Annotated in this window: 24 protein-coding genes; 12 read left to right on the top strand and 12 right to left on the bottom strand. The window is 48.9% G+C overall.

Going from position 1 to position 24,828, the window contains the following annotated elements:
• Positions 1 to 157, top strand: a 157-nt coding sequence (locus BP97_RS37550; protein WP_036746598.1) for an IS3 family transposase, incomplete at its 5' end; no start/stop codon positions are given.
• 162 nt (positions 158 to 319) lie between these two features.
• The gene (locus tag BP97_RS0126565) at positions 320 to 634 is read left to right on the top strand and encodes a heavy metal-binding domain-containing protein (RefSeq protein WP_028551829.1); all 315 of its coding nucleotides are present in this window, start codon (positions 320 to 322) and stop codon (positions 632 to 634) included.
• A gap of 581 nt (positions 635 to 1,215) precedes the next feature.
• Here BP97_RS0126565 and BP97_RS40775 read toward each other — a convergent pair.
• Complete coding sequence (locus BP97_RS40775) at positions 1,216 to 1,767, bottom strand: LysM peptidoglycan-binding domain-containing protein (RefSeq protein ID WP_051620996.1); 552 nt, start codon at positions 1,765 to 1,767, stop codon at positions 1,216 to 1,218.
• 211 nt (positions 1,768 to 1,978) lie between these two features.
• Between BP97_RS40775 and BP97_RS0126580 the strand changes: the two genes are divergently transcribed.
• Positions 1,979 to 2,350 carry a response regulator gene (locus tag BP97_RS0126580; RefSeq protein WP_028551830.1) on the top strand — a complete coding sequence of 124 codons (372 nt, stop codon included), beginning with the start codon at positions 1,979 to 1,981 and terminating at the stop codon, positions 2,348 to 2,350.
• 112 nt (positions 2,351 to 2,462) lie between these two features.
• Here BP97_RS0126580 and BP97_RS37560 read toward each other — a convergent pair whose 3' ends face one another.
• The gene (locus BP97_RS37560) at positions 2,463 to 2,834 is read right to left on the bottom strand and encodes a DUF1904 family protein (RefSeq protein WP_051620997.1); all 372 of its coding nucleotides are present in this window, start codon (positions 2,832 to 2,834) and stop codon (positions 2,463 to 2,465) included.
• Between the two features lie 211 nt (positions 2,835 to 3,045).
• On the opposite strand from BP97_RS37560, the gene BP97_RS0126590 reads away from it, so the two are divergent.
• Positions 3,046 to 3,624 carry a PadR family transcriptional regulator gene (locus tag BP97_RS0126590; RefSeq protein ID WP_028551831.1) on the top strand — a complete coding sequence of 193 codons (579 nt, stop codon included), beginning with the start codon at positions 3,046 to 3,048 and terminating at the stop codon, positions 3,622 to 3,624.
• A gap of 456 nt (positions 3,625 to 4,080) precedes the next feature.
• A complete protein-coding gene (locus BP97_RS0126595) occupies positions 4,081 to 5,052 on the top strand; it encodes a PfkB family carbohydrate kinase (protein WP_028551832.1) in 972 nt (323 codons plus the stop codon).
• Positions 5,053 to 5,105: 53 nt separating this feature from the next.
• On the opposite strand, the gene BP97_RS0126600 is transcribed toward BP97_RS0126595, so the two are convergent.
• Together BP97_RS0126600 and BP97_RS0126605 are read right to left on the bottom strand one after the other, a co-directional pair.
• On the bottom strand, positions 5,106 to 5,792 hold the full coding sequence (locus BP97_RS0126600) for a class I SAM-dependent methyltransferase (RefSeq protein ID WP_028551833.1): 687 nt from the start codon (positions 5,790 to 5,792) through the stop codon (positions 5,106 to 5,108).
• 196 nt (positions 5,793 to 5,988) lie between these two features.
• Entirely contained in the window at positions 5,989 to 6,429 is a 441-nt protein-coding gene (locus BP97_RS0126605) for a GNAT family N-acetyltransferase (RefSeq protein WP_036746599.1), read from the bottom strand.
• A 221-nt stretch (positions 6,430 to 6,650) separates the two neighbouring features.
• On the opposite strand from BP97_RS0126605, the gene BP97_RS0126610 reads away from it, so the two are divergent.
• Positions 6,651 to 6,953, top strand: a complete 303-nt coding sequence (locus tag BP97_RS0126610; protein WP_028551835.1) for a hypothetical protein — start codon at positions 6,651 to 6,653, stop codon at positions 6,951 to 6,953.
• A 104-nt stretch (positions 6,954 to 7,057) separates the two neighbouring features.
• Positions 7,058 to 7,582, top strand: coding sequence for a YfiT family bacillithiol transferase (locus BP97_RS0126615; RefSeq protein ID WP_028551836.1), 525 nt, complete (start codon positions 7,058 to 7,060; stop codon positions 7,580 to 7,582).
• Between the two features lie 126 nt (positions 7,583 to 7,708).
• On the opposite strand, the gene BP97_RS0126620 is transcribed toward BP97_RS0126615, so the two are convergent.
• Complete coding sequence (locus tag BP97_RS0126620) at positions 7,709 to 9,346, bottom strand: hydroxysqualene dehydroxylase (protein WP_028551837.1); 1,638 nt, start codon at positions 9,344 to 9,346, stop codon at positions 7,709 to 7,711.
• 307 nt (positions 9,347 to 9,653) lie between these two features.
• Between BP97_RS0126620 and BP97_RS0126625 the strand changes: the two genes are divergently transcribed.
• Positions 9,654 to 10,685: a Gfo/Idh/MocA family protein gene (locus BP97_RS0126625; protein ID WP_028551838.1), complete on the top strand. Its 1,032-nt coding sequence runs from the start codon at positions 9,654 to 9,656 to the stop codon at positions 10,683 to 10,685.
• Between the two features lie 93 nt (positions 10,686 to 10,778).
• On the opposite strand, the gene BP97_RS0126630 is transcribed toward BP97_RS0126625, so the two are convergent.
• Positions 10,779 to 12,797: a putative bifunctional diguanylate cyclase/phosphodiesterase gene (locus BP97_RS0126630; protein WP_028551839.1), complete on the bottom strand. Its 2,019-nt coding sequence runs from the start codon at positions 12,795 to 12,797 to the stop codon at positions 10,779 to 10,781.
• Between the two features lie 255 nt (positions 12,798 to 13,052).
• On the opposite strand from BP97_RS0126630, the gene BP97_RS0126635 reads away from it, so the two are divergent.
• The gene (locus BP97_RS0126635; protein ID WP_231506440.1) at positions 13,053 to 13,418 is read left to right on the top strand and encodes a metal-sensitive transcriptional regulator; all 366 of its coding nucleotides are present in this window, start codon (positions 13,053 to 13,055) and stop codon (positions 13,416 to 13,418) included.
• A 149-nt stretch (positions 13,419 to 13,567) separates the two neighbouring features.
• On the opposite strand, the gene BP97_RS0126640 is transcribed toward BP97_RS0126635, so the two are convergent.
• Positions 13,568 to 14,929, bottom strand: a complete 1,362-nt coding sequence (locus BP97_RS0126640; RefSeq protein WP_028551841.1) for an MATE family efflux transporter — start codon at positions 14,927 to 14,929, stop codon at positions 13,568 to 13,570.
• A 159-nt stretch (positions 14,930 to 15,088) separates the two neighbouring features.
• On the opposite strand from BP97_RS0126640, the gene BP97_RS0126645 reads away from it, so the two are divergent.
• Positions 15,089 to 15,961 carry a helix-turn-helix transcriptional regulator gene (locus tag BP97_RS0126645; protein WP_028551842.1) on the top strand — a complete coding sequence of 291 codons (873 nt, stop codon included), beginning with the start codon at positions 15,089 to 15,091 and terminating at the stop codon, positions 15,959 to 15,961.
• A 102-nt stretch (positions 15,962 to 16,063) separates the two neighbouring features.
• On the opposite strand, the gene BP97_RS37565 is transcribed toward BP97_RS0126645, so the two are convergent.
• Positions 16,064 to 16,531 (bottom strand): YdeI/OmpD-associated family protein, encoded by a 468-nt coding sequence (locus BP97_RS37565; protein WP_051620998.1) that lies wholly within the window; start codon positions 16,529 to 16,531, stop codon positions 16,064 to 16,066.
• A gap of 22 nt (positions 16,532 to 16,553) precedes the next feature.
• Positions 16,554 to 17,858 (bottom strand): MFS transporter, encoded by a 1,305-nt coding sequence (locus BP97_RS37570; protein WP_051620999.1) that lies wholly within the window; start codon positions 17,856 to 17,858, stop codon positions 16,554 to 16,556.
• Between the two features lie 141 nt (positions 17,859 to 17,999).
• Here BP97_RS37570 and BP97_RS0126660 point away from each other — a divergent pair, with 141 nt between their 5' ends.
• Positions 18,000 to 19,976: an ABC transporter substrate-binding protein gene (locus BP97_RS0126660; RefSeq protein ID WP_028551843.1), complete on the top strand. Its 1,977-nt coding sequence runs from the start codon at positions 18,000 to 18,002 to the stop codon at positions 19,974 to 19,976.
• Positions 19,977 to 19,991: 15 nt separating this feature from the next.
• Here the strand turns inward: BP97_RS0126660 and BP97_RS0126665 are convergent, their stop codons facing one another.
• The 3 genes from BP97_RS0126665 to BP97_RS0126675 all read right to left on the bottom strand — a co-directional run bounded on the left by BP97_RS0126665 (position 19,992) and on the right by BP97_RS0126675 (position 22,138).
• Positions 19,992 to 20,822: a polysaccharide deacetylase family protein gene (locus tag BP97_RS0126665; RefSeq protein ID WP_081824379.1), complete on the bottom strand. Its 831-nt coding sequence runs from the start codon at positions 20,820 to 20,822 to the stop codon at positions 19,992 to 19,994.
• A gap of 76 nt (positions 20,823 to 20,898) precedes the next feature.
• Positions 20,899 to 21,414, bottom strand: coding sequence for a hypothetical protein (locus BP97_RS37575; RefSeq protein WP_051621000.1), 516 nt, complete (start codon positions 21,412 to 21,414; stop codon positions 20,899 to 20,901).
• Between the two features lie 148 nt (positions 21,415 to 21,562).
• Positions 21,563 to 22,138, bottom strand: coding sequence for a thymidine kinase (locus BP97_RS0126675; RefSeq protein WP_028551845.1), 576 nt, complete (start codon positions 22,136 to 22,138; stop codon positions 21,563 to 21,565).
• A 303-nt stretch (positions 22,139 to 22,441) separates the two neighbouring features.
• Between BP97_RS0126675 and BP97_RS0126680 the strand changes: the two genes are divergently transcribed.
• Positions 22,442 to 24,676 (top strand): S-layer homology domain-containing protein, encoded by a 2,235-nt coding sequence (locus tag BP97_RS0126680; RefSeq protein WP_028551846.1) that lies wholly within the window; start codon positions 22,442 to 22,444, stop codon positions 24,674 to 24,676.
• The last annotated feature ends 152 nt before the right edge of the window (positions 24,677 to 24,828 follow it).

Consider the following 24,828-nt stretch of genomic DNA (forward strand, 5'->3'; position numbering starts at 1 on the left):
TTTAAAGACGGAAGCACTCTATCCATATCATATCCGATCCATTGAGGAAGCACAAAGCAGAATTGAAAATTATATCTATTTTTATAACCATCACAGACCACAAAGAAAATTAAACAAGCTGACTCCGGTAGAGTACCGGTGCCAGCTTGCAAAATAGGGTTTTTCTTAACTGTCCACTAAATTGGGTCTTGACCAATCATGAGGGGGTTTTTAAATTTACTCGAAGATTGAATCCTTCCAATCTGTTCTTCTCATCATGTATGAAAGCTGACAGTTTCCCGTATGCTAAGAAAGACCAATGAAGGGAGGGGCTTTTATTATGATTTTAAGCACAACACCGTCGATTCAAGGCAAAGAAATTGTACAGTATATTTCTATCGTGACGGGCGAAGCCATCATGGGCGCTAACATCGTTCGCGATTTATTCGCTTCCATTACCGATATTGTAGGGGGGCGTTCCGGAGCGTATGAGAGCAAGCTGAAGGACGCACGCGACATTGCTTTCAATGAGATGGAGTCCCAAGCGGCGCGCTTAGGGGCTAACGGCATCGTCGGCATCGATATCGACTATGAGGTGATCCGTGAAGGAATGCTGATGGTGGCTGTGAGTGGCACTGCGGTTCGAGTGGAATAATAAAACGGTAAAAAAAACAGGCAGCCTACCGATTTTTTAAGGTAAGCTGCCTTTACATTGCTATACGAATGAGAACGGCAATAGGATAACATCTTCTGCCCATTATAGCTCGAGAATACTTTGTACCAACAAAATAGGCAGAGCAGCTATGGCGATAAAGCTATAAAAGAAGCCTTGTAAGAAAGAATAAAATAGTCTCATGTCAATCCCTCCAATGAAGTAAGTATGCTAACATTATATGCCTGAGGCCGTGGAGAAAACTTAAAGGAACCTTAGGATTACATAAAGTTTTCAGAAAATTGTCACAAATGAGAGATTGCACATAAAAAGCCGCCCCTAGAGCGGCGAGTCTGTCGAGAAACCTGTTTGTTCGAGAAATTTGCTATATCGGTAGGTGGGATATGCCTCGGAGCGAATGCGTCCGCCTTTGAAATCCGCGAAAAATCCGCTAATTATTATAATCAAATCCACGGGTTTCAACAGCGGCTGGAGGAGTGTACCCCACCGGAGTATAGTGGCAATATTTCAAGCTTCTTAGGTTTCTCGACAGACTCAGGCCGCTCTTAGAGCGGCACAGACCATCAACAGGAATAAAAACCGGAGAATGGAGCTGACGAGTTATCGTTTCGAGGCATGGGCTGGGGTGACATCGTAGCGTTTGAAGACTGCTGCATGGTATACGCTGAATTTGTATTAGGTAATTGCTGCATAGAATAAGTAGGTGTGGCATAAGGAACGGACGGTGTAGAATAAGGAGAGATGGCTTCGTTTGGTGACATCTCTTTTTCTAAGTACATTTTATGGCAGTACATGTTGTCCATACGAGGAATATTGACAACAGAGCCCGGAGCCAGTTCATTTGTTGTGGGAAGATGGCTGTTCACCGCCTCAAGTATGGGTTTCGGTACGTTGTAGGCTCTGGCCAAGGATTGCATGGAGTCACCGACCTGACAATGGTGCTGGGCATAAAGGTTAGGATTACGCCCTTCTCCTTCTTCCCCTCTGAAGAACGGAAAGAAGAAAGGAGAAATGAAGAAAAACGGGAAAAAGCGACGGCGCGGGAAAAAGAAAGGATTGAAAAAAGGCGGGGGGAAAAAACCACCATGCGGGAATCCGAAAGCTCGTTGATCCATAACGGTACCTCCGTGCAGTAATATAGTCTTTTGACCCTGTATTGTATGGAATCTAGGCGCACTTGGTCACTGCCTGATGTGGACTACTAATGTATGATTGTTAGGAAACTTTAAGGAAAACTAAAGATATTCACGTGGTTATCTAAAATTTGTTTAAATACTATTTGTCATAATGACCTTATATAGAAGCATTTGGTAAAGGGGGATCGCTATGGCAAAAGTAATGGTGGTGGACGATGCCGCATTTATGCGGATGGTGCTGAAGACGATGCTGACGGAAGAGGGGCACGAGGTTGTCGCCGAAGCAGCAAATGGACTTGAAGCGGTGCAGGCTTATGCAACGGTGAAACCGGATTTGGTGACGATGGACATTACAATGCCTGAGTTGGACGGTGTTGGAGCTGTGAAAGAAATCCATAAGATCGATCCAGGAGCCAAAATTATTATGTGCTCTGCGATGGGGCAGAAGGCAATGGTAGTAGAGGCCATAACGTCCGGGGCCAAAGATTTTGTCGTGAAGCCGTTCCAAAAGGAACGTGTTATTGAATCGGTTAATAAAGTTTTAGGTATAAACACACCATAAGGTGAACCTCCATACCGCAATGCGGTGAATGGGGGTTTTTTAGTATAAAAAAAGCATCCATTGGCTTTATTAAAGCCTTGGATGCTTGCGTTCTACGCTGGTTTCCTTGCTTCTATGAACTGATTCCCTGGAAGGAAGCTTCTCCGGAAGGACCGTAGGTTTGACCGGAGGAGACAAGAGGCTCTCCGCCTTTATAATAAAGATGAGGGTTTAAAATAACGAAAAAAAGATGGACCTGATCATAGCCGCAATCCTGCAGCAATCGGTTCAGCTTAGCTGCTACGGCATCGTGAACCTCTTGTTTGCGTGGAAACATGAGGATCTCTACGCTTAGCGGAACCTGCGTGATGGCTTCGCTCAGCAATGACTCAATCTTCACCTTTTCCTTGGCAATGCTGACAATTTGGGCGAAATCTTCCACAACCTGTGGAGCTATAGATCTAAGAAAATCGCTGGGAAAACCTTTGAAACGTAAATAAGGCATGGTGTATGTCTCCCTTATATTACAATATATAAAAGCAGCATGCAGATGCAGCCGCAAGTTCTGGCGAGCTTCAGTTCGAACAATCGATTAATACATTGTGAAGTTTTTCACTATTGATTATATGTACATTTTTACATATAATAGGCACGAGAAAATAATACTACGGTTCCATTCATCTGTCAACTGAGGGACCGACTCACATGGAGGGGCCATGAACACTCTTTCTTACGGACTGCTAGCTCTGTTATCGCAGGGGCCATGCACAGGCTATGAGCTCATGCTGCAGATTCAACCCGTTTGGCAAGCTAAGCATAGTCAAATATACCCGCTGCTGGCAAAAATGGAGCAGAACGGCCTTATTCATTTTGTCGCCGTGCCCCAAAAGGAAAAGCCGGATAAAAAAGTTTATTCGATTACGGAGCTTGGCATTGCGGAGCTTCAGCGGTGGATACCGGAATCAACCTCGGAGCCAGTGAAGCGGGATGAGCTGCTGCTTAAGCTATATGGCATTTGGCTTGCAGAACCAGATAAGACGAAGTCTTTATTTGAGGAACGTCTGCAGATTTTCAGCAAGAAAAAGGAGAAAATGAAAGGATTCCTTGAAGAGCTGAGTCAAAGAAACTTAAAGGATGGAGGCAATCAGAGCTTTCGATCAGCATCCTTCGGAAAATATATCTTACTAAAACGTGCCATGGATAACGCTCAAATGGAGATCGAATGGTGTAAGTGGGTGATCCAAATGCTGGATGAAGAAGGCAGCTCTTTCAGCAGTGAGCACATGGAGGAGTAGCTTAGGCTGATGCTAATTGTGGTGAAAATGAAAAAAGATCGACCTTATCGTCTAGCGATTAGGGTCGATCTTTTTTATATAAGGTTCATATAAGATTATTTGTCTTTTTTAGCGTGGGTACCGTCACAGTTGCCGTTAGAGTTTTGAGTGTTGCCGCAAGCACATTTAGCCATGGTGGGAACCTCCTTTTGTTTTATGAACTTGTATGATCCAAGTATAGTCTATATACTTACATTTGTAAAGTTGGTTATTAAAAATAAGTAAATGAAAATGATTATCCTTCTCAAATGATGGGGATAGAAGGAGCCGCAGGCTCATTTCTCCGTTGCAGGTGATCATTTATCCAGAATCCAAGGGACTGAGCGTGCCTTTGCTGGTTTTTTATGCTATGGTTAATAAAGAAAATTTGTGCAAGCCAATGGCTAAATCCATGTGATTTGAAGTGAGGGTAGAAGGATGAACGATCGTACGATGATTGTCTGTTTGGGCGAGCTTTTGATTGATTTTGTGCCTGAGGAGAGCGGCCAGCCTCTAGAGCAGGTGCCGGCTTTTCAGAGGGCAGCGGGTGGTGCTCCTGCTAATGTAGCTGCGGCAGTAGCGAAATTGGGCGGATATTCCCGTTTTATCGGGAAAGTTGGTAATGATGCTTTCGGCCGTTATTTGCGAAGCACGCTTATTGAAGCGGGGGTAGAGGCAGCGCTAGTAGAGACGGATGCAGCACGAACAGGCCTGGCTTTTGTATCCCTCCGTAAAGACGGAGAGAGGGACTTTTTGTTCTTTCGCGAGCCAGCTGCAGATATGCTGCTGGAACCATCGGAGCTAAATGACGAGTGGCTGGAGGATGCCGCTATCTATCATTTTGGCTCGATATCCTTAATCAGTGAGTCGAGTCGTGCAGCAACGCTGGAAGCAGCCCGTAAGGTCAAAGAGTCCGGTGGAATCATTTCATACGATCCGAATCTGCGACCAGCGTTATGGCCCGATGAGGAAACGATGCGGCAGGAGGTGCTCCGTCACATTGCTTTAGCTGATGTTGTCAAAGTCAGCGAAGAAGAAGCGGCGTTTCTCCTAGATATGGAGCCTGCTGAAGCGGTACACCAGCTGTTGATGATGGGCACGAAGGCGGTTGTAGTAACACGGGGCGAGGAAGGGTGCTTCGTCGTTACACGCAATGCCATGACATTGGTGCCCGGCTTTAGGGTGAAGGCTGTGGATACGACGGGAGCAGGAGATAGCTTCGTTGGTGCCATGCTCTATAAACTGGTGGAATGTGGATTGACGGCTGACGGTTTGGAGAACTTCTTCTCCGACGAAGGGGCTGTATCGGATATATTTAAATTCGCCAACAAGGTCGGGGCGGTTACGACGACACGCAGGGGAGCTATACCTGCTCTTCCGACTCTGGCGGAAATTGAAGCTTTGCAGTAAGAACAAAGGAGGCCAGCTAATAAGCGATGGCCTCTTTATTTATTTCATGAGCTTCAAGGCTTGATGAGCTTTTTGCCAACTGCGCCGAAAAGAGAGGGAAGCTGATCAACAGACGAATTCAGCCTTTCCGGTTCATCTATCCGGATTAAAGAAAAGCCTGCTTCCATAAAATCATTAATATAAGTCGCAATTGGCCTATGAAAAGCACCCAGCGTGGAACGGATTGTTCCTGTCCCCGCAGATTTCCAAAATTGAGGTGCATATTGTAATACCTTACGTGATCCATCGCCTAACGGATGGCTGAAAGGTGATTGAAAGCAGGGATGCATTATGACCCAGATCATGATGCCATTCGGCTTTAATATGCGGTGGCATGCATGGAAGACGCTGCGATGATCGGGGACATCCATTAACATGACGCTTGAAACCACATAATCATATGCTGCATCTGGAATGTGCTTCAATTCCATAGCATCATCCTGAACCCATGTCACAGGGGTTGTCTTCTCCTGCGCGTACTTCAGCAAAGCTCCGCTAAGATCAACCCCGGTTACATCGGCCCCTAACAGAGCTAATCTGGAACTAAGCTCCCCCTGTCCGCATCCGACATCGCATATTTTCCGTTCGTGAAGATCGGACAGCGCTTCTAACTGCCCGATAATGTAACGATAGGCATTTTCAGGGCCTCCATTTTGCACCATTTCATGGTATTGCTCCGCAAATGAGTCATATTGGGACATGCTTAGGCTCCCCTTCAATAAGTTGTTATAAGTCCTTCATTTTCAACTATTATACCTCTTGGAATGTTTGGTAATAATATCCAAAATAGCTAGATTCGTTCTCGCTATTAGATGGTTTTAATTATAATAAAAAGACCGCTCCTATCTATCCTTTCAATGAAAGGCAGGGGCGATCTTCTTCTAATTTTTGCAGAGACTATAGTGTTTTTTTCATACGGACATGAGGAATACCTGCATCGAGGAAAGTTTCCGTCGATATAGTGACATAGCCGAGTTTGCGGTAAAATACCTCTGCTTGACACTGTGCATCAAGAAGGGTATAAGCATATCCCGCACGGCGGGCTTCGTCCTCCAATGCGAGAACGACAGTCTTACCTGCGCCCGTACCGCGAGACGCTTTGAGAACAGCAATTCGCTGCAGTTTCATGGTGTCGTCCGTATAAGGGCGCATCCTACCGGTAGCTAATGGCTGATCGTCTTGCTGCACCAACACGTGGTAGCAGGAATCCGGGGATTCATCGAACTCATCGATTTCTAAGCTTTCATCGACTTCCTGCTCTTGGACGAAAACTTCTTTTCTTATGTCAAGACACTGGTTAAGCTGTTCTCGGGTCGTTACGTGGATGATTTGTTTCATTGCCAGCTCTCCTTCTTCATAGAACTTCTTAGGGGATTAATAACATCTAATTATCATGACATGAACCAGGCATCTCGTCAAATTCAGTCTGACATTTCAACGTGCAGACGGGGTGTTATATCAATGCTTTCTTTGCAACGTGGAAAGCAGTCCGATACAATAAAGAGAGTTCATGAACGAAAACATCCAGCGGTTGGATGAATAGGAGGGGAGCGGATACGATGGAGATAGGTTTTGGGTTTATTATTATTGTCTTGGTTATCGTCTTGATTTTATTTAATGTATCCAAGAAATCCTCTAATCAGCGAAACCGTCACCGACGCAACGATGACCATTCGAACTTATCGAGCAGCTTTATTTTTTCAGATAGCAATGAAGGTCATAGAAATCATCATCATCATAACCATAGTCATCATGGTCATCATAATCACCATCACGGAGATAGCCACGGCGGCTCTTCACACGATAGCGGTGGATCGAGCGACGGCGGCAGTGGCGGTGATGGTGGAGGAGGCGGCGATTAAAACCACTCATGCAGCCAGCAGCAATGGTTATTAGATTGGCTGTTTTGTCGTTGAATTAGTCAGCCGTGCAGCGCCTGAATAAATTACATTGGAGGGATCTTGCTATGGAAGCATTGCGTTATCCGATTGGGCGATTTGAATGGAGCGGGGACATTACTCCAGAGCAGCGTCAATTATGGATTGAGGATATAGAACAGCTGCCTGTCCAGCTGCGCAACGCAGTGAGAGGCCTTACGGAGGACCAGCTTAACGAGCCGTATCGTCCCGGAGGCTGGACGGTTCGCCAAGTAGTGCATCATGTGGCAGATAGCCACATGAACAGTGTGATTCGCTTTAAGCTTGCGCTTACGGAACAGCAGCCAACGATCAAGCCTTATGATGAAGGGGCTTGGGCGGAGCTTACGGATAGTCGCGAAGCGTCTATTGAGCTGTCTCTAGCTTTGCTCGATCAGTTGCATGAACGGTGGGGACGCCTGCTTCGTTCCCTCAATTCAGAGCAATGGGAACGGACCTTCGTCCATCCGGATTCGGGGATAGTTCGCTTAGATGTGAACCTGGGGACCTATGCATGGCATGGCCGCCATCATACAGCTCATATTACTCAGCTTAGACTCAGAAATGAATGGTAAGTCTTCCATTCACTAAGGGTCATATCCTGCTGGCGGACAGCTGCTTTAAATCATAACAGCCTGACATCAGATTGGTTAAAGTCTGATGTCAGGCTGTTTGTCGTTATAAGTTCGTTTGTAGTCTAATTAAAAAATATCTCCGTCCCATGGCAAGCCTTTGTCGAACCGGGACTTATCGTGCCAGCGCTGCAGCATCAAGGCACTGAATTGATACATTTCCCAAATCTCACAATGTGGTTCCCTGGAGCCTGCCGCCTCTAACAGGGCATTGACTGCGCGCCGGGCCGCTTCGTTTGCCCCCTCCATCGTAGCAAGGTCTGTGTTCGTTCTTATATAATCGGAAGCCAGGAACAGGTTAGGGATAGCAGTATAAGCTTGGGGGCGCTTTTCCCAAGTGTATACCTTGTTGATCAGCAGCGGTTCCAGGTTGGCTGCTACTCCGTCGGGATTCGGAAGTTGAATGTCTTCGTCAAGAAACCAGGAGTGGATATTGCTGTCTTCGAGCACGATACGATCGCCGACGTTCAAGCTGGCTTTGAGCTGATGCCACACTTCCTGCATAATTTCTTCTCGTGTGCAGTGACGCGCGCTTTTGCCGAGTATGGCACCGGGAGATTCCCAGTCAGAAATATCGACCGATAGGACTCCGCCTACCTCGCCGTCTCCGTATTGAGTCAAGTCCACCTTTGGCCAGAACTGCTTTTGGGAAACGGAGGTCAAGGCCCATTGCGAATCCATATAAATCATATGGCCGTGAAGGATGGGCACGTCCTTTTTTAAGTAAAACTGGATTCCGTTCATCCAATCGACATCGTTAGCCAATTCTTTAATTGTCGACAAGGTTGGGTCGACTTGTAGCATATCCTCGGTTATGAACTGAGCCATTACTTCGACAGGAAATGCCGCAACGTAATAGTCGCCTTTAACATCAAACATATTTCCGAACTCGGTTATTGTCGCACTGGTGATGGCGCCGTCTTTACAATCAATCCGCTCTACCTTTGCATTCAAATGATAATCGACGCCGGATTGGCGCAAATAGTCGAGCCAAGGGTTAAGCCAAACTTCATTGGTCGGTCCGTTCAGTAGTCGATCAGCGCTTCCTCCAGGCATGACCATATCGAGCATGATCTGCGCACCTACTGCACCTACGGTTGCAGTGTTCGCTTCCCTTGCTTTGGCTGCTACGAGAATTCTTGTCATACCTGTAAATACGCGCTGAAAATTGGCCGATTGCTGATCCGCCTGGATGAAGCTCCACCACGGGATATTTTGGTACTCTTCCGCTCTGCGCTCGTCGCAGCTTGTCATAACCTGCCATATTCTTTTCAGGTAGTGGTCCACCTCTTGCTCCGTAAGTCCCAGATGATTGTCGAATAAAGATTTGAACAAGGATTTGATATCCGACAAGGAGGTTGGAAACTCGGTTACAAATTCGACAGGAGTATCGTCTGTTCGAGCTAAGCCGAGACGCGTTCCTTCGACTAAATTATCGGCTACGCCGCGCTTGTTATTGCCGTAAGGGATCCGTTCCATCGTATCGATGATGTGCTTATAAAATCTCGGAAAGAAACGGAACCCATGTTCACCAGGCAAGTCCTTGCGCCCGTTCGTTCCACTGTCCGGTACTGGCATGGAACGCGCCTTGCCTCCTGCGATTCCCTTCATCTCGTATACCGCAACTTCAAACCCACGCTCGACCAGCTCGTGAGCCGCGCTCATTCCGGCTACGCCTCCCCCTAGGACGACGACCTTTTTCTTCATCCTTCGTTTCCACTCCTGTCATAATTTTCTAAACAATATAATCTATTTATACCATGGCTTTGGTCCTACGAAAACCGTTATTTTTCGACAAAATGGTATCGATGGCCTACAGAGTGATAGTTGGCAGCAGGAAAAGTGAAAAAGCTCGCATTTTGTCACATTTTTTATTCCGGTATAGAAAAATCAGCAGCCTTAGGATGAAAGCCATAAAGGAGATGAATTGAGCCAAATCGTGTAAAGACAGGGGGGGAAGGTTCGGGTATGATGGCTGTATATCATTCGTAAAGCAAATGGAGGGGAATTATTGATGAAAAAGTTTCAAATTGCCGTTATCGGCTGCGGCAGCATGTCCAAGGCCTGGATTGAGTACGCGCTGGAAAGAGAAGATTCGGAAATCGTAGCCATGGTCGATATTCGCAAGGAAACGGCTGCCGCCATGGCCGAGCGATACGGTGTAGGCTGCGGCATTTACGACGATGTGAGACAAGCTATTGTCCAGTCCGGTGCGAATCTAGTGTTCGATATCACGATACCGGAGAGTCACGCGGCAGTAACGACGACTGCGTTAGAGTTGAACTGCGACGTGCTCGGTGAGAAGCCGATGACGACTTCCATGTCAGAGGCGCGCCGATTGGTTGCGCTGGCAGAGCAGCAGGGACGTACCTACGCTGTGATGCAGAACCGACGCTATCTTCCGCAAATTCGCGCTTTCCGCGACCTGGTCGATAACGCGGGTATCGGAACGGTTGGATTCGTTAACGCGGACTTTTTTCTGGGACCACACTTCGGAGGCTTCCGCGATGCGATGGAGAGCCCGCTATTGCTAGACATGGCGATCCATACGTTCGATCAGGCCCGTTTGATCACGGGTAAGGATCCTGTCTCCGTTTACTGCCATGAGTTTAATCCCGCGGGTTCGTGGTATGCAGGCAATGCGGCTGCTATTTGCATCTTTGAATATGCAGACGGAGGCGTATTCTGCTATCGCGGCTCCTGGTGCGCAGAAGGAAGCCCAACCTCCTGGGAGGCCGATTGGCGAGTTAACGGAAGCTCGGGTACGGCTATATGGGACGGAGCGACACCTCCATTTGCCGAGGTAGTACTTCCACAGGAGGAGCAGGTGGATAAGCAGCGCTTCCGTCGTGTGGAGGCGAAGCTTGATTGGAACGGCAGAAGCGGCCATAAGGGCTGCCTCGACGAAATGTTTGCGGCGCTCACTGAAGGGCGCAAGCCGGAAACGTCCTGCACGGACAATATCAAGAGCATGGCCATGGTGTACGGCGCTCTGCAAAGCGCGAAGGAAGGACGAAAGGTCACCCTATCGGAGGTTACGCTGTAACAAAGGCAATGCATAACGAAACAACGGCTCGGTTTCACAGACAACCTGTGACCGAGCCGTTGTTATTTACATCATAGTTTAACCAAACAAGATCTAACCAGTCAGAGACTGCGCCACTTTATGACGGATTTCATCGGGGCTCATCGGCTTGCCGTAATAATACCCTTGCATGACATGACAGCCGCGGGATTGAAGAAATTGAATTTGCTCTTCGGTTTCGACGCCTTCGGCAACAACCTCCAAATTCAAATTTTTGGCGATGGCTATGATGTTACTAATAATCGCCTGCTTGGAAGTGATCTGGCTTTTGCTGATAAAGGTCTGGTCGATTTTCAAAGTGTCCACAGGCATTTCATCCAAGCTGCCGAGGGAGGAATAGCCCGTTCCGAAATCATCCAGCGATATGCGCACGCCGAGTTGGCGAAGGTGCTGCAGCTGTTCTCTCGTATCTTCTGCGTCATTCATAGCAATCGATTCGGTAATTTCCAGCTCCAAATATTTTCCGTCCAATCCTGTAATCATTAAAGCTTCCTCCACCATTTCGTACAAAGCATGACTTTCGAAGATACGGACGGACATATTGACCGACACGCATACTGAAATCAGCTGCTGCTCCTGCCAAAAGCGGTTCTGCTTACATACTTCCTTCAGCAGCCAATGGGTAATCGGAATGATCAAGCCGGTATCCTCTGCAATCGGAATGAATTCCTTTGGCGATATGACACCCAGATGAGGATGATTCCATCGCAACAGAGCTTCCATACCGACAATCTGATTATTCGTCGCATCGCACTTAGGTTGATAGACGGCATAAAACTCCTGATGCGCCAGCGCCTTACGTAAATCCTTTTCCAGCTCTAGCTTACGGATCATATGCCGGTCCATCTCTTCATCAAATACCCGGAAACGGTTTTTTCCTGCTGCTTTTGCATTATACATGGCGGTGTCTGCGGATTTCAAAAGCGAGGTCCGGTCGGTGCCATGCAGCGGAGCAAGACTAATGCCGATGCTGGCAGTCACGTACAGCTCATTTTCCTCTAGAAAATAAGGCTGCTTAATATCGTACAGCAGGCGCTCTGCCAATGCCTGAATGGATTCAAGACTGCTGTCTTTGGAGGCAATAAGGAATTCATCGCCGCCTAATCGGAATACGGTCTGATTGTCTCCGACGCACTGCTGCAATCGCTTGGAAACTTCATGGATAAGCAGGTCGCCGATATCATGTCCTAGCGTATCGTTGATCGTTTTGAATCGGTCCAGATCAATGAAAAAAATGGCACCCTCCGTTCCCGGAAGGAACTGCTCTTCGAAGAAACGGGTAAGATCGTGGCGGTTTGCAAGCCCGGTTAACGGATCGCTGTACGCCATGCGTTCCAATACATGACGGTCAAAAAATATCGCTCCCCAGGAAACCGCCAATATAAGCAGTGTTGCGAGAGAAACGCCAATAACGAGAAAGAAGGAAGGACCTGTTCCCGTACCGATCATAGGGCTGGCTTCGGCCGGCGAATAAGTAATGCGGACAGCTGCCATGCCGGTATAATGCATACCGCATATCGCCAATGCCATAATCACCGCGGAGAGCAGCTTCCAATGGCTGAAGTCGGGCGAACGGCGGAACTGCCTGAATAAGTACAAGGCGGCGAAAGAAGCAGCTAGCGCAATAATGATTGAAGCTGCGCAGATATAGGGGTCGTACGTTAAAGCGAAGGAAGCTCGCATGGCGGCCATTCCTGAGAAATGCATAACGATGATGCCGCCACCCATAATGATTCCACCAATACCAAGTCTCCATTTGTTGGTCTGGTTATCCATCGTCACCCGAAAGGCTATGAAGGAGGCCAGGATGCCGGCAAGCGCGGATAATATGGTCGTCACTACATCATAGTGAACGGGAAGATCCAGATGAAAAGCGAGCATGCCGACAAAATGCATAGACCAAATGCCGCAGCCCATGACACAAGATCCGGTTAATAGCCAGATGTACCTGCTTCTACCTCGTGCACGCGAGATTTTACCGGCCAAATTAAGTGCGGAATAAGAGGCTAACACAGCAATTACAAATGAGAGAAGGACAATCCAACCGTTATACTGAACGTGAAGATGATCCATGGTCAAGACCTACTTTATCTATTATCGTCAAATGATAGATTCAGTATAGTGTATCCTCCCAGCATATAAAAGAGAAAGTTTGAAAACGGGCGAACAACTTTACCCGTTATGGAAGCTTGTGCTCGAAGGTCTTCACCCTCTCCGAAAGCAAAATCGTTGGGGGAAATGGTTTGAAACCCGTAGAGGCTATTGTATAATATAAAAAAACAGCGGAAGCGGTATGCTTGGCCGCCGCAGAAAGAGAAGTGACTGACGATGAGCGCCAAAGACGTGGAAACAGCAGTAACGGGAGTAAATCCGGATGCTGTAATTGAAGGAGATACCTGCTGCACAGTAGATGGGTCACGGAAAAGCCACCATTCGGATAAGGTCAAAGATAATCTGGTGTCCCGGCTAAACCGGATTGAGGGTCAAATTCGAGGCGTGAAGGGCATGATCGAGAAGGACACGTACTGCGACGATGTCCTGAACCAGATCGCCGCCATTCAGTCTGCACTGAACAGCGTGGGGAAAGTGCTGCTGGAAGGACACATGAGGTCCTGTGTCGTCGAACGGCTGGAACAGGGCGATAAAGAAGTTATTGACGAGCTGCTCAAAACAGTGAGCAAGCTGATGAAGTAATGGATTGGCAAGAGCATACAAGACAGCCTTCTCATGTTGTCCTAGGCTGCTAAGACTGAATTGTCTGCAAATAACCTCATACAAAAACAAGAAGCCCGTACTGTTTGCAGCAGTTGCGGGTTTCTTGTTTTTGTCTATTCCGGTGTATGCTATGCATGGTGAGCCGGACTTTCACTCCATTTGCCTTGTGACCGGGGCAAATATTTGCGGCTCATCCATCGTGGGAGCAGAATGGCGCCGCGCGTGAACTCATCGACGATCATGGCGATGTATATACCGGCCAGCGCCCAATGCAGATGAACGCCAAGGAAGTAGGAGCAGCCGACGGAGATAATCCAAAGCGATAGCATGCCGACAACCGTCATGTACCTGATGTCTCCGACTGCCGTCAAGGAGCTGTTGTTTACCATATTGACCAATTTCAGCGGCTGAAGCAGCAGATTGAGCACAAGGAGCGACGACCCTAGGGCTACAATATCCGGATCGGACGTAAATAAATAAAGCACGTTAGAGCCAAAGCAGTACAGCAGCACCACGTTGACGGCAACGACTGCAAGCCCGACCCACATCGCAACAAACGAGCTGCGGTAGGCTTCCTCTTGCTTGCCCGCCCCGTACAGGTGGGCGATTTGAATTTGAACAGCCATAGCGACGGAATTGCCCAGAATGAAGCAAAACGATTCCATCGTGTTCATGTACGTTCGCGCTGCAAGCTCCTTTGCCCCCAGCGTGGCGACAAATGAAAACAAAACGAGCTGGGACAGCACCCATGACGACATGTTGACTCCCATTGGCCAACCAATCTTAATAATTTCACGAAACAGCGGACGATCGAATAGTCGAATGTCTCGCCATTCGACCTTACGATCAAAGGCATGAACGAACAGGAAGATGAGCATGGCCGTCGCCAATAGGCGGCTTACCAGCGTTGACAAGGCTACACCGGTCAAGCCCCATTGGGGGAAACCGAGGGTACCGTAAATAAAAGAATAGTTCAGCACAACATGGAGCACGTTCATGCCTAGGGCAATATACATGGGACTTCTTGTATTTCCGGTACTGCGAATGGCCGTACTGAGCGAGGCCATGGCAGCCGTGAAGACCATGCCTCCACCGACGATTGATATGTAAGTCGTCGCCAAGCCGTGCAGATGAACCGGCAGCTGAAGCAGTACGGCTATGGACGAAGCGCCAAAGTACAGCACGAAACTAAGTCCGATTCCGATCCATATGGAGGTTTTGACCGCCATAATAGCGATAGTACGGGCGTCCTCAGACCGCTTGGCACCCAGCTTCTGCGCGATCAGCACTCCAGCGCCGCTAGCAACCGTCATGAACAGTATCGTTACCGCAGAGAACAATTGATTAGAAATGCCCACCACAGCTACCGCATCGTCGGATATACGGCTGACCATTAACGTATCTGCTGTTCCTAGTAAGAATTGAAGGAACATTTCAATAAAAATAGGCCATGCGAGTGCCCATAGGGTGAATCTTTGTTTTGAACGCATAGATGACTTCCTCCCGGGCTCTTATACAACGGCCGTAGATGTATGAGGGCGATGAATTAGTTAAGATTATAAAAGATAAGCGCTGCAAAGTGTGTTAGTATATGAACTAAAACTTTCACTTTTCCAACCTGCTTAACTCTTAAAGAAGAAGGGATCGCTTTGGCCGTACTACAATTTATTTCTCCACCTCTCCCGCATTATATTGCATGTGGCTATACGATATTTCCGCCGGGCGGCAAGCACTCCAGTAGGCGCAATATTGGTGTTTTCGATCTTTTGGTTGTCACGCGGGGATGCTTGTATATTGGCGAAGAGGAGCGCCATTACGAGGTTTCTAGCGGTCATGCTCTCATTCTGAGGCCTGATCGGCACCATTATCCAACACAGGGCTGTACGGAAAGAACGGAGTATTATTGGCTGCATTTCGATACGACCGGTCCGTGGGGAGAGATGGAGGGAGTCGACAGAGTACAGCAGGACGAGGCTTCGTCAGGAAAGACGTATTTTACGATGGAAACCTTCAGCGTGCTGCTTCCCCAATTCGCCAAGCTGCTGCTGCCGACGGCTTTGTATGAGCTGTTACGCCAGTTGAATGCCTTGGAGAGTGAGTCCCATCATAGCTGGGCCCGCTGGAAGCTTCAGCTTAACTTTCAAGAATTACTGGAGCAGCTCAGCTCTTCTCTGGATCGGAAAAGCGCTTCTCCCGGGGCACTGGTAGCCGAACAAGCGGCAACCTATTTACGCATGCATTACAGGGAGGAGATTACCGCTCAACAGTTGGGGGAGTCATTAAGCTTCCATCCAGTTTACATCGCCCGCTGCATGCAGAAGGAATACAACTGCTCTCCATTCGAATATTTGCTGCGCTATCGGATTGAGCAGGCCAAGCTGCTGCTGCTGCAGACGGATTTATCGATCGCCTTGATTGCCGAAAAGGTCGGCTTTCATCAAGCAGCCTATTTTGCCTCGTGCTTCGCAAAGGTAGAAGGGATCTCGCCCAGAACCTACCGCAAACGATTTTATCTTAGCTAAAAAAGGACGGACAAAGCCCGGAGCATTATGAGATGCTCCGGGCTTTTGGTACAAGGGCGAGTAGGCTGTCGTCGCATGATATGCGGCAAGAATAATGAAGCGCTATCCCTTCAGTCGCTTGCCTTCCTCCAGCAAGCTGATAGCTTTCTGAATGCGGCTAATGCGGGTTTCCGGCTTTTTGGCGGATTCGAGCCAATCGGTATATTCCTTTTGAGCGGAGTAGGAGAGCTGAGCGAAATAATGCCCGGCTCGATCATGTTCTTCAAGCGCGGATTGAAGGTCCTGAGGAACGCTGACAGTGCGTGGTTCTGTGTCCTTATCCATTGTCACTTCCACTGTATCACCGGCCTGAACGCTGGCTGCTTCGCGGATTGCTTGATTTACCACCATATAGTAGGTTCCGCTGCCGTGAACCATCAACGTACTCCGATAAGAAACTCCATTAACGGTACCTTTAACTTTAATATGCGCTTTGGAGCCGAAAAGGCTTGCCGCATCAAAGGGGACGTTCAAGTACGTCCATGTACCGGTTCCTTCGGGGCGGATCAGCTTAGCAGAGAATGCAGGCATAACACCTCGCTCCTTTCTGCTCCTATTGTATCATGCGGGAGCGACGAGAAAGAAATCGTGCTTCGATAGCCCATGCCACGATAAGCAGCAGCATCAGCGCGGCACAGAGGCTGTACAGTCCGCTAAGTCCGAGCGGACCGATCAGGGCGAAGCCAGCTAACGGGCCAAGCGCGGCGCCGACATCGACGACCGTCGTGTAGGTAGTCATGTAGGCGACACGCGAATCGCCCGTTGCTGCGTCCGCCGCCAGCGCGTCGCTTAGCGTGATGATGGCGGTATTGGCCAGCTGGGCGGTCAACAATACCGCAAGCCATGTTGCGAAGGGAAGCGGCAGCGGCAGCAAGGACAACGCTACAGCTGCCAAGCCGAGGCTGCCGAGGAAGATCGGCAGCCGGCCGCGAGGGCCGTCGGACCATGTTCCGATCCATGGAGAGAGGAACGGGGACCAGGCCCAGCGGACGGCCTGCACGATGCCGGCAACCGACGCAGCACCGAGCGCGGCGCCAAACAGCAGCAGCGTCCCCGAGGCTGGCATATGAGCCTCGATCAGCGGGCTCATCGTGCCGGCATAGACGCCGTAGAAGACGACAGCCGTCACGATGCCGGAGGCGAGCACAAGCCTGGAGCGGCCACTTGCCGCCAAAGCTGCAATGCGTCGGCGCGCCGACGATTTAGTTCCGGCGGCCGAACTGCCGGGACTCGCAGCATTGGCTTTGGCGGCGGAAGCCGGCACATACCGCCATGCGAGCGGGATACCGACCAACATGGCGGCGGCGAGCAGAAGCGACACGGTGCTTGCTCCGATCGCATCGGCCAGCACGCCGCCGGCTAGCATGCCGATGAGGCTGCCGATGCCAATGATGCCGTTGTAGCTGCCGAGCAGACGGCCGCGGTTGCTATCATCGGAAGCCTCAAGCACTGTAAGATAGCCGCCGATGCGCAGAAGCGACCAAGCAGCCCCCCACAGCGCACGCGCGAGGAGTAAAGCAGCGAAGCCGGATAAAGCTCCATAGGCTGCAGTCGTGAGGAAAGCAAGCGACACGGCGATAAGCACGCCGCTGCGCTTGCTGATCCGTCCGTAGAGCCAACCGACCAGCGGGTTCAGCGGCAGTCGAATGAAGCGGTTGACGGAGAGCAGCACTCCGACCTGCCATAACGCATCCAGACCAAACTGCTGCCAGTATACCGGCAGCACGATGTAGAGCATGGAGTCGCCTAACAAGCTAATAGCGGTTATCCAAGCAATGATGCGAACCTGGACTCGCCCTTCTTCGGCGGCGTTAGGGACAGCGGATGGCTGCTTGTAAGCGGATTGAGGGTTTTTCATATAAGGCGTGAAGCCTCCTTTAGCCATTTCGAGTCAGTTAGATTTATTGTACTTGGATAAAGGGGGTTAAAAAGTGTAATCTCTAACTAGAACGATTTCCCCCTTTAGCAGAGGAGGGGGAAAGGAGGTGAAGATTTCATTATGCAGCTGATCGAGCATTATGCCAAATTATATCGCGAATGGAAACCGGAGCATCCCCAGGAAGCGGATGTAGCCATCACGGTCCCGTCTATTGCAGCCAGCTTGCACTGTACGGAGCGCAACGCAAAGCTCATCATTAAAGCGATGTGCAGCATCGGATGGATCAGCTGGCAGCCGGGAAGCGGCCGGGGCCACAGCTCAAGACTACGTTTTCTAGCGGATATTGATCGGCTGCTTCTGGATCAGGCGGAGAATTTGATTCGTTCGGGAAATATGCAGGAGGCGGTCAAGCTCCTTCAATCTCCGCTGCTCACGGAGCAGGGGCAGGAGCGTCTGCGGTACGCGATCAGTCAGGCCTTTGGCTTTCATACGCATAAGGGGGATATGGAGTGCCGTCATCTGCTGAGATTCCCTTCGTATCGACAGCCTGGCATGCTCGACCCGATCTACACAACGCGTCGGACGGAGCTGCACTTAGTCCGGCAGCTGTTCGATACATTGGTAGTGTATGACCCGGAAAGAAATGTATTTGCTCCTGGATTAGCACATCATTGGGAAGTGGATGACGAAGCAAGAAGCTGGAGGTTTTATTTGCAGAAGCAGGTCCGCTTCCACAATGGAGTCCCTTGTACGGCGGAAGACGTGAAAGCCTCTTTGGAGCGTCTCACCCGAAACGGTGCTCATCCATCTCCATATCGTATTCTTTATGAAACCATACAAGGTGTGGAGACCTTTCATGAACATTTGCTTGAGATACGCTGCCAGCAGAGCTGTCGTCATCTGCTGTCACTACTTGCTGCTACAGCGGCTTCCATCATTCCGAGGCAGCCTGGACCGGATTGGCCGTTCAAGGTGGAGGGGACAGGACCCTTTAAGCTGGTGAAGCGGGATGACAGCGTGCTGGTACTGGACGCGAATCCTGATCATTTTATGAGAGCCTCTCAATTGGATCGCGTTGAAATGTGGTATTTGCCGGAGATGTATGAGGAACGACAGGGAACGCTGCTGACAAAGGAAGCGGAGCTAACAAAGGACGAGAGCTGCCGATGCCGACAGGAGCCGCTTTTGAAGCAGGATGGCAGAACGACTAGACGTCAGCCCTTGAGGGAGGATGAACAGGAATCGGGAGGCATGAACTTTCGCCATTTCGGAGGTATAGGGCCGGAACGCTCCGAGGGGAATTGGGCGACGGTGGAACGACATGATCTTGGTTGTAAATACATATTACTGCAGCTGGCAAAGCCGGGGCCGCTCCAGCAGCCGGAGCTGCGCGACGCATTGTTTGAGGTGATCCGAAACAAAGAGGAGGTCGCTGGCTTAGGCGGTAATAGGGGAGAGCTTGCAACCACTTTTGTAAGGAAAGAAGGTATGCCGCAAGTGCCGTCTTCCACTTGGAGGGATGCTTCCCCTCATGGGCAAAGTACCCGTTGTGCAGTCGCTTATTCAGAGCGTTCCTGCAAGTTGCAGCTGCTTACTTATGCGGGTGCAGGGAATGAGAGGGATGCCGATTGGCTGAAGAGGACTTTGACTGGAATCGGTGTTGCTCTCGAAGTAAGGTTCGTCCCCTATGAGGAGCTCTCTTTGAATTCGGTGCTTGCAGAGGCGGATTTGATATTGCTGGAGCAGCCGGTCGATGGGGACGCAGAATGGGCGATGTGGGCGATACTCGGGAGTGAGCAGAGCCCGCTGCGGCAATGCTTGCCCGGAGAGACTCTTCAAAGGCTCGATAGCCGCATGGCTGCGCTAACCAATGAACTCTCAAGCTCCAGACGGCTGCAGCAGCTGCTTCTGCTTGAGGAAGAGCTGCTGGCCAATCGCTCGATGATCTTGTGGTATCGTTGGCGCCAGGCGGCTTCATTTCCCGCAGAGCTCCAAGGCGTGAAAATTAGCCCTTTTGGCTGGGTTGACTACAAGGATTTGTGGTTCCGCGACATTAGCGGGGACAGCAACGTTTCAATGCGTCTGTTTCCGACATGAACGATTCCGGCTGAGCTACAGCTTTGTCACCGGCAGCTTGCGCGCGATGGCACGACGCATAATCGTTTGATGCAGCGATTCCGGTGTAATGCTCGGGTTGCCTGCATTGATGCGGGGAATTTGCATCCGATCGTCATGACGGACGGCCATTCGGCTCACTACTGTAAAGGCATATTCAATGCCGGATTGCCGAATCAATTCAGAGGCTTCCTGATGGTACATCCCGTAGGGATACGCGTATGCATCCACTTTCTCAGAGTGAAGCCCGTGCAGATTGCTAATGCAAAAATTCGTATCCTTAAGTACCCGTTGTCGGTATTCCTCGGGCGATTCGGGATTACCATTAATGTGCAGCAGACTAGTCAGCAGCGGGTTCCCGTTGATTTTGGCATGCATGTCGTGGGAGTGGCATTGAAAATCAATTCCATCCGTCTCAACCGCCATTTGCCGAATTTCCTCGTTGGACATAGACGGCAGGGGGGAAGTCTTCGGATCGTGCAAATCCTTGGTAACGACGAAATTTACAGCAGGTATGCCCATTTCCTTCAGAACGGGATAACCATGCGTGTAGAAGCTTTCATACCCATCGTCGAAAGTAATGAGCACGGCCTTCTTCGGCACGGACGCCCCGTCGATGAATTGCTTAAACTGTTCCAATGTAATGAACTCATAGCCTTTTTGGCGCAAAAAGGACAGCTGCTCACGGAACAGCTGCGGTGTGATCGTTACATTGCTTTGTTCATCATGACTGAGATGATGGTAAGCTAGAACGGCAACCTGATCCTTGTAGGTGTAGGAGCCCCACTTGTGGACGCTGAAGAGGAGCAGGAATGAAGCAAAAATCATTGCTATTCCTATTTTCAATACTAATGATAGTGAACGCATAACAGCCTGTAAGACCCTCCATCTAACCTTAACGTGATTAACGTTTAGGCACATCATCCTCATTCCATACGTCGGAAGGGGCATCTTGGTTTCCTTTGGATGAAGAATTGCTCGTTTTTCCATTGAATAAGGTTTCGGCCAACGCTTTCAGCTTCTCCATAACCTTGCCGTATCCGAAGCCGACCAGGAAGGCAATGCTGATCTTGGCCATCATCGAATCTCCGGTTTGCAGCAGCAGAACACCGCTTTGAAACAAAATGATCGTCATGACGGCAGCGCCTGCGCATTTAATCGGCCGCAGTAAATACCAGAACAGCCAACGCTCGGACATTCGATTATAAAATTCATGAAATAGACGAAGCGCATATAAGCTTCCACCGATAGCTCCGGCCAAAGCGTAGTAAGCATACTCCTCGACAAGCTTCCAATCGATGCCAAGCATATGATCTAAAAGCCCGCTTTGAAGCGCAGCCATCATCCAGAAGCTGCCCACAAACCATAGGGTTAAATAAATAACGATTCCGAGCTTGTACAGCAATTCCTTCTTGGGCATTCTTCTCACCACCGCTTCTTGGACTTGCTTTATTATATGAGTGGGAGAAGGGGAAGGTGAGGGCAAGCATACAGCTTGGACATGGGATATTCGACTCCAAAAAAAGAAGACAGAGCCACGTCAGCTCTATCTTCTCAAGATTACATGCTTATCCTTGTTGGGCTTTGCGTTTGGACGAATAGCATTTGCGGCATACCGGCAAATAGCTTTCGTTGCCGCCGATTTGGATCTGTTCTCCTGTAAATACAGGGCGGCCGTCTTCGCATCGCATGTTCATGATAGCTTTTTTATCACAGTACCAGCAGATGGTTTTAATTTCTTCAATCTTGTCTGCTAAAGCAAGCAGATGGTAGCTGCCTTCGAACAGTTGACCCATAAAATCGGCCCTTAAGCCGTAAGCGATAACGGGAATGTTCAAGCTGTCCACGATTTCCGTAAGCTGCATAATTTGGTCTTTATTCAAAAACTGCGCTTCATCGATGATGATGCAATTTGGCTTTTCTGCTGCTGCCAGGCTTATCATATCCATTTGTTCATCAATAATGATAGCTTTTTTTTGCATCCCGATCCTTGAAGTTACCGTACCTACTCCATAACGGTTGTCGACAGCAGGGGTGAATAAAAGAACTTTTTTTCCTTGCTCCTCGTAGTTGTGGGCGGTTCGTAGTACCTCAATCGATTTGCCGCTGTTCATGGTGCCGTATCGAAAATATAATTTGGCCACGTTGGTAGACAGTCCTCTCGGGTGAAATATGTCATTTTATCATAGCATAGGTTGATTATGATGAGTATAGGTCTTGTGCGGAATGGCTCGTATTACCATAGATGGGGGTTGGAGCACTGCGTATTACCCTATAAATGGGTTGGATGTAAAATTCAAATTCATAAGCTTTTATTTTGAAAAACTATAAACTTTTATGTACATTCTGTCGAATAACTAAAAGGGAATTATCCAATGAAAGGAAAAATGGATATTTAAAAACCCGGGATTAGAAAAAGCCAAAGACAATTGGGGGAAAAACGTACTGTGATTTACAGATCAAACCGCAAATTAACTGCATTCATTTTATCTCTATGCTTATTCATCTCCTCCTTTGGGGTCGCCTTCGGCGCTGATAATGCATCCGATGTAAAGGGGCATTGGGCGGAAAAGCAAATGACACACTGGATATCCAAAAATTGGATTCAAGGCTATGAAGACGGATCGTTCAAGCCGGAAAACTCTATCACTAGAGCCGAGTTCATGGCATTGGTGAACCGTTCCTTCGATGTAAAGACGACAGCCGGTGCAAACTTCAAAGATTTGAAGTCGACGGATTGGAGCTATAACGATGTGATGAAGGCTGTAGGTGCCGGATACATTGAAGGCTATGAGGATCAAACGATCCGCCCGGCGAACAAAATAAACCGTGAAGAAGCCGTTGTGATGATCTCCCGTCTGCTTAAGCTGGATTCTTCGGTGAATGCATCCACAGGCTTCAAGGATGAGGGCCAAATCTCGGCATGGAGCCGAGGAGCGGTTAATGCAGCCGTTGCCAAACATTTTGTGGATGGTTACTCAGACAAATCGTTTCAACCGAAAAAGGAAATTACTCGTGCTGAAGCTGTAGTCATGCTGGATCGGGCACTGCCAGCCCAGGATAATAAAGTGGTATACAGCCAAGAAGGGACCTATGGCCCTACATCCGGTTCAGCGACCCAAGCAGGCGATGTCGTTATCGATGGGCCTGGAATCAAGCTGCAAAACACGCTGATTGAAGGCGACCTGTTATTGGCAAGCAGCATCCAGGAAGGCGACGTTTATTTATCGAACATTACCGTTAAAGGCACGACGACCATTAACGGGGGTGGCTCCAACTCGGTTCATATCACGAATTCGGTTTTGAACAGAGTATTAATAGACAAGAAGGATGGAACCATACGCGTCGTTCTTGAAGGAACTACGAACGTGCAAGAGGCAACCGTTCAGACCCAAACCATCTTGGAGACAGCTTCGGGCACCGTGGTCAATAACCTAACGGCCAATGAGGTTATTGAAGTAAAAGGTCAAGGAACCTTGAATAGTGTAACACTGAACGCTGCGGCTAAAGGCTCGACTTTTGAGAAGCAGCCTGGGAAGCTGGATGGTGCAGGAGCTTCCGCATCGTCCGTGACAGGTAGTACAGGGGGAGGATCCTCCCGAGGCAGCATTTATTCTCAAATGGGAACAGTGAGCGGATATGTATACGACTATAAACTCAGTAAAGACAATGCAGTTAACAAAGGAATTGCGGGCGTTACCGTATCCGTATACAGCGGAGCCTCTGCTGCAGGAACTGTCATTGCATCTGTTTCAACGGATAGCGATGGCAAATTTAACGTGAGCCTTGTTCCTGGAACTTACAGCCTGGCTTATAAAGAAAACGGTTATTTACCTGCTAGCAGAACCGTTACGGTAACTGCGGGTCAATTGGTTCAAGCTGATACGGTGGAGCTGGCTCATAATACCCTGTTTGTAAGAGCAAGAGATATCACAAGCGGCAGTCAGCAGCGTGTATTTGGAGCCATCGTAACCGTAACGGTGAATAACCAGACCTTTATTGAAGAAAGCAATGTAGACGGAGCCATGTTATTCGATTTACCTGAGGGAACCGGAGTAGCTAGCGTCACAGCAGAAGGGTATGAAGATGCTGTCTCTGCACCGTTCGAAATCAAATCTGGCGAAAACACAACCATAACGGTGTTTATGATCCCGAAGGCTACCACGATCAGCGGTGTTGTCTATGATTATGAAACAGGTGTGAAGCAATCGGGAGTAACTGTAGCTGTATATCAAATGACAAGCAGCAGCGAGAAGCTTGTCAATACGTTCTTTACCGACGACAATGGAAGCTACACGGCAAACCTTAAGCCTTGGATGCATTACAGACTGCAATTCACGAAGTCGGGCTACGCAATAGGTGATACGCCTATCTATGTGAACATTCGTCCTGCAGCCTATACGTATGACAGAGCTATGGCCAACACGGTTATTTATGGCAATGTAACCAACTCAAGTTCTTCTTCTTTAGCTGGAGTCCGAGTCACTGCTGTTGGACAAGCCACTTACTCGACGGTAACCGATTTGTACGGCAATTATACGTTTTTTAATTTACCGGCGGGCAGCTACGTGCTGGCGGCTTCCAAAGAGGGATACGACAGTATCACTACGTCGGCATATGATCTGAAAGTCGAAGGAACAGTGAGACCAACGATCCGTTTAACAGAAATCCCAGCCAACTAAATAGTCATCATTTCAACTGCTGTTTACAGCGGTGTGAACGAGGGAGCCTGAAAAGGTTCCCTTTTTTTGTTGTTTGTTTATTTGTAAAGCCTGTTTGCCCACTTCCATCTTTTTCATAACTGATATATTCTGATTTTAGAAATGCTTCATTT

Origin of the sequence: Paenibacillus sp. UNC451MF (assembly GCF_000686845.1) — a bacterium.
In the GTDB taxonomy this organism is placed as follows: domain Bacteria; phylum Bacillota; class Bacilli; order Paenibacillales; family NBRC-103111; genus Paenibacillus_S.

What these genes read in the sequence shown, in the direction of transcription:
- BP97_RS0126565 (WP_028551829.1), top strand. Translation starts at nt 320, where the DNA reads ATGATTTTAAGCACAACACCGTCGATTCAAGGCAAAGAAATTGTACAG.
- BP97_RS40775 (WP_051620996.1), bottom strand. Translation starts at nt 1,767, where the DNA reads ATGGATCAACGAGCTTTCGGATTCCCGCATGGTGGTTTTTTCCCCCCG.
- BP97_RS0126580 (WP_028551830.1), top strand. Translation starts at nt 1,979, where the DNA reads ATGGCAAAAGTAATGGTGGTGGACGATGCCGCATTTATGCGGATGGTG.
- BP97_RS37560 (WP_051620997.1), bottom strand. Translation starts at nt 2,834, where the DNA reads ATGCCTTATTTACGTTTCAAAGGTTTTCCCAGCGATTTTCTTAGATCT.
- BP97_RS0126590 (WP_028551831.1), top strand. Translation starts at nt 3,046, where the DNA reads ATGAACACTCTTTCTTACGGACTGCTAGCTCTGTTATCGCAGGGGCCA.
- BP97_RS0126595 (WP_028551832.1), top strand. Translation starts at nt 4,081, where the DNA reads ATGAACGATCGTACGATGATTGTCTGTTTGGGCGAGCTTTTGATTGAT.
- BP97_RS0126600 (WP_028551833.1), bottom strand. Translation starts at nt 5,792, where the DNA reads ATGTCCCAATATGACTCATTTGCGGAGCAATACCATGAAATGGTGCAA.
- BP97_RS0126605 (WP_036746599.1), bottom strand. Translation starts at nt 6,429, where the DNA reads ATGAAACAAATCATCCACGTAACGACCCGAGAACAGCTTAACCAGTGT.
- BP97_RS0126610 (WP_028551835.1), top strand. Translation starts at nt 6,651, where the DNA reads ATGGAGATAGGTTTTGGGTTTATTATTATTGTCTTGGTTATCGTCTTG.
- BP97_RS0126615 (WP_028551836.1), top strand. Translation starts at nt 7,058, where the DNA reads ATGGAAGCATTGCGTTATCCGATTGGGCGATTTGAATGGAGCGGGGAC.
- BP97_RS0126620 (WP_028551837.1), bottom strand. Translation starts at nt 9,346, where the DNA reads ATGAAGAAAAAGGTCGTCGTCCTAGGGGGAGGCGTAGCCGGAATGAGC.
- BP97_RS0126625 (WP_028551838.1), top strand. Translation starts at nt 9,654, where the DNA reads ATGAAAAAGTTTCAAATTGCCGTTATCGGCTGCGGCAGCATGTCCAAG.
- BP97_RS0126630 (WP_028551839.1), bottom strand. Translation starts at nt 12,797, where the DNA reads ATGGATCATCTTCACGTTCAGTATAACGGTTGGATTGTCCTTCTCTCA.
- BP97_RS0126635 (WP_231506440.1), top strand. Translation starts at nt 13,053, where the DNA reads ATGAGCGCCAAAGACGTGGAAACAGCAGTAACGGGAGTAAATCCGGAT.
- BP97_RS0126640 (WP_028551841.1), bottom strand. Translation starts at nt 14,929, where the DNA reads ATGCGTTCAAAACAAAGATTCACCCTATGGGCACTCGCATGGCCTATT.
- BP97_RS37565 (WP_051620998.1), bottom strand. Translation starts at nt 16,531, where the DNA reads ATGCCTGCATTCTCTGCTAAGCTGATCCGCCCCGAAGGAACCGGTACA.
- BP97_RS37570 (WP_051620999.1), bottom strand. Translation starts at nt 17,858, where the DNA reads ATGAAAAACCCTCAATCCGCTTACAAGCAGCCATCCGCTGTCCCTAAC.
- BP97_RS0126660 (WP_028551843.1), top strand. Translation starts at nt 18,000, where the DNA reads ATGCAGCTGATCGAGCATTATGCCAAATTATATCGCGAATGGAAACCG.
- BP97_RS0126665 (WP_081824379.1), bottom strand. Translation starts at nt 20,822, where the DNA reads ATGATTTTTGCTTCATTCCTGCTCCTCTTCAGCGTCCACAAGTGGGGC.
- BP97_RS37575 (WP_051621000.1), bottom strand. Translation starts at nt 21,414, where the DNA reads ATGCCCAAGAAGGAATTGCTGTACAAGCTCGGAATCGTTATTTATTTA.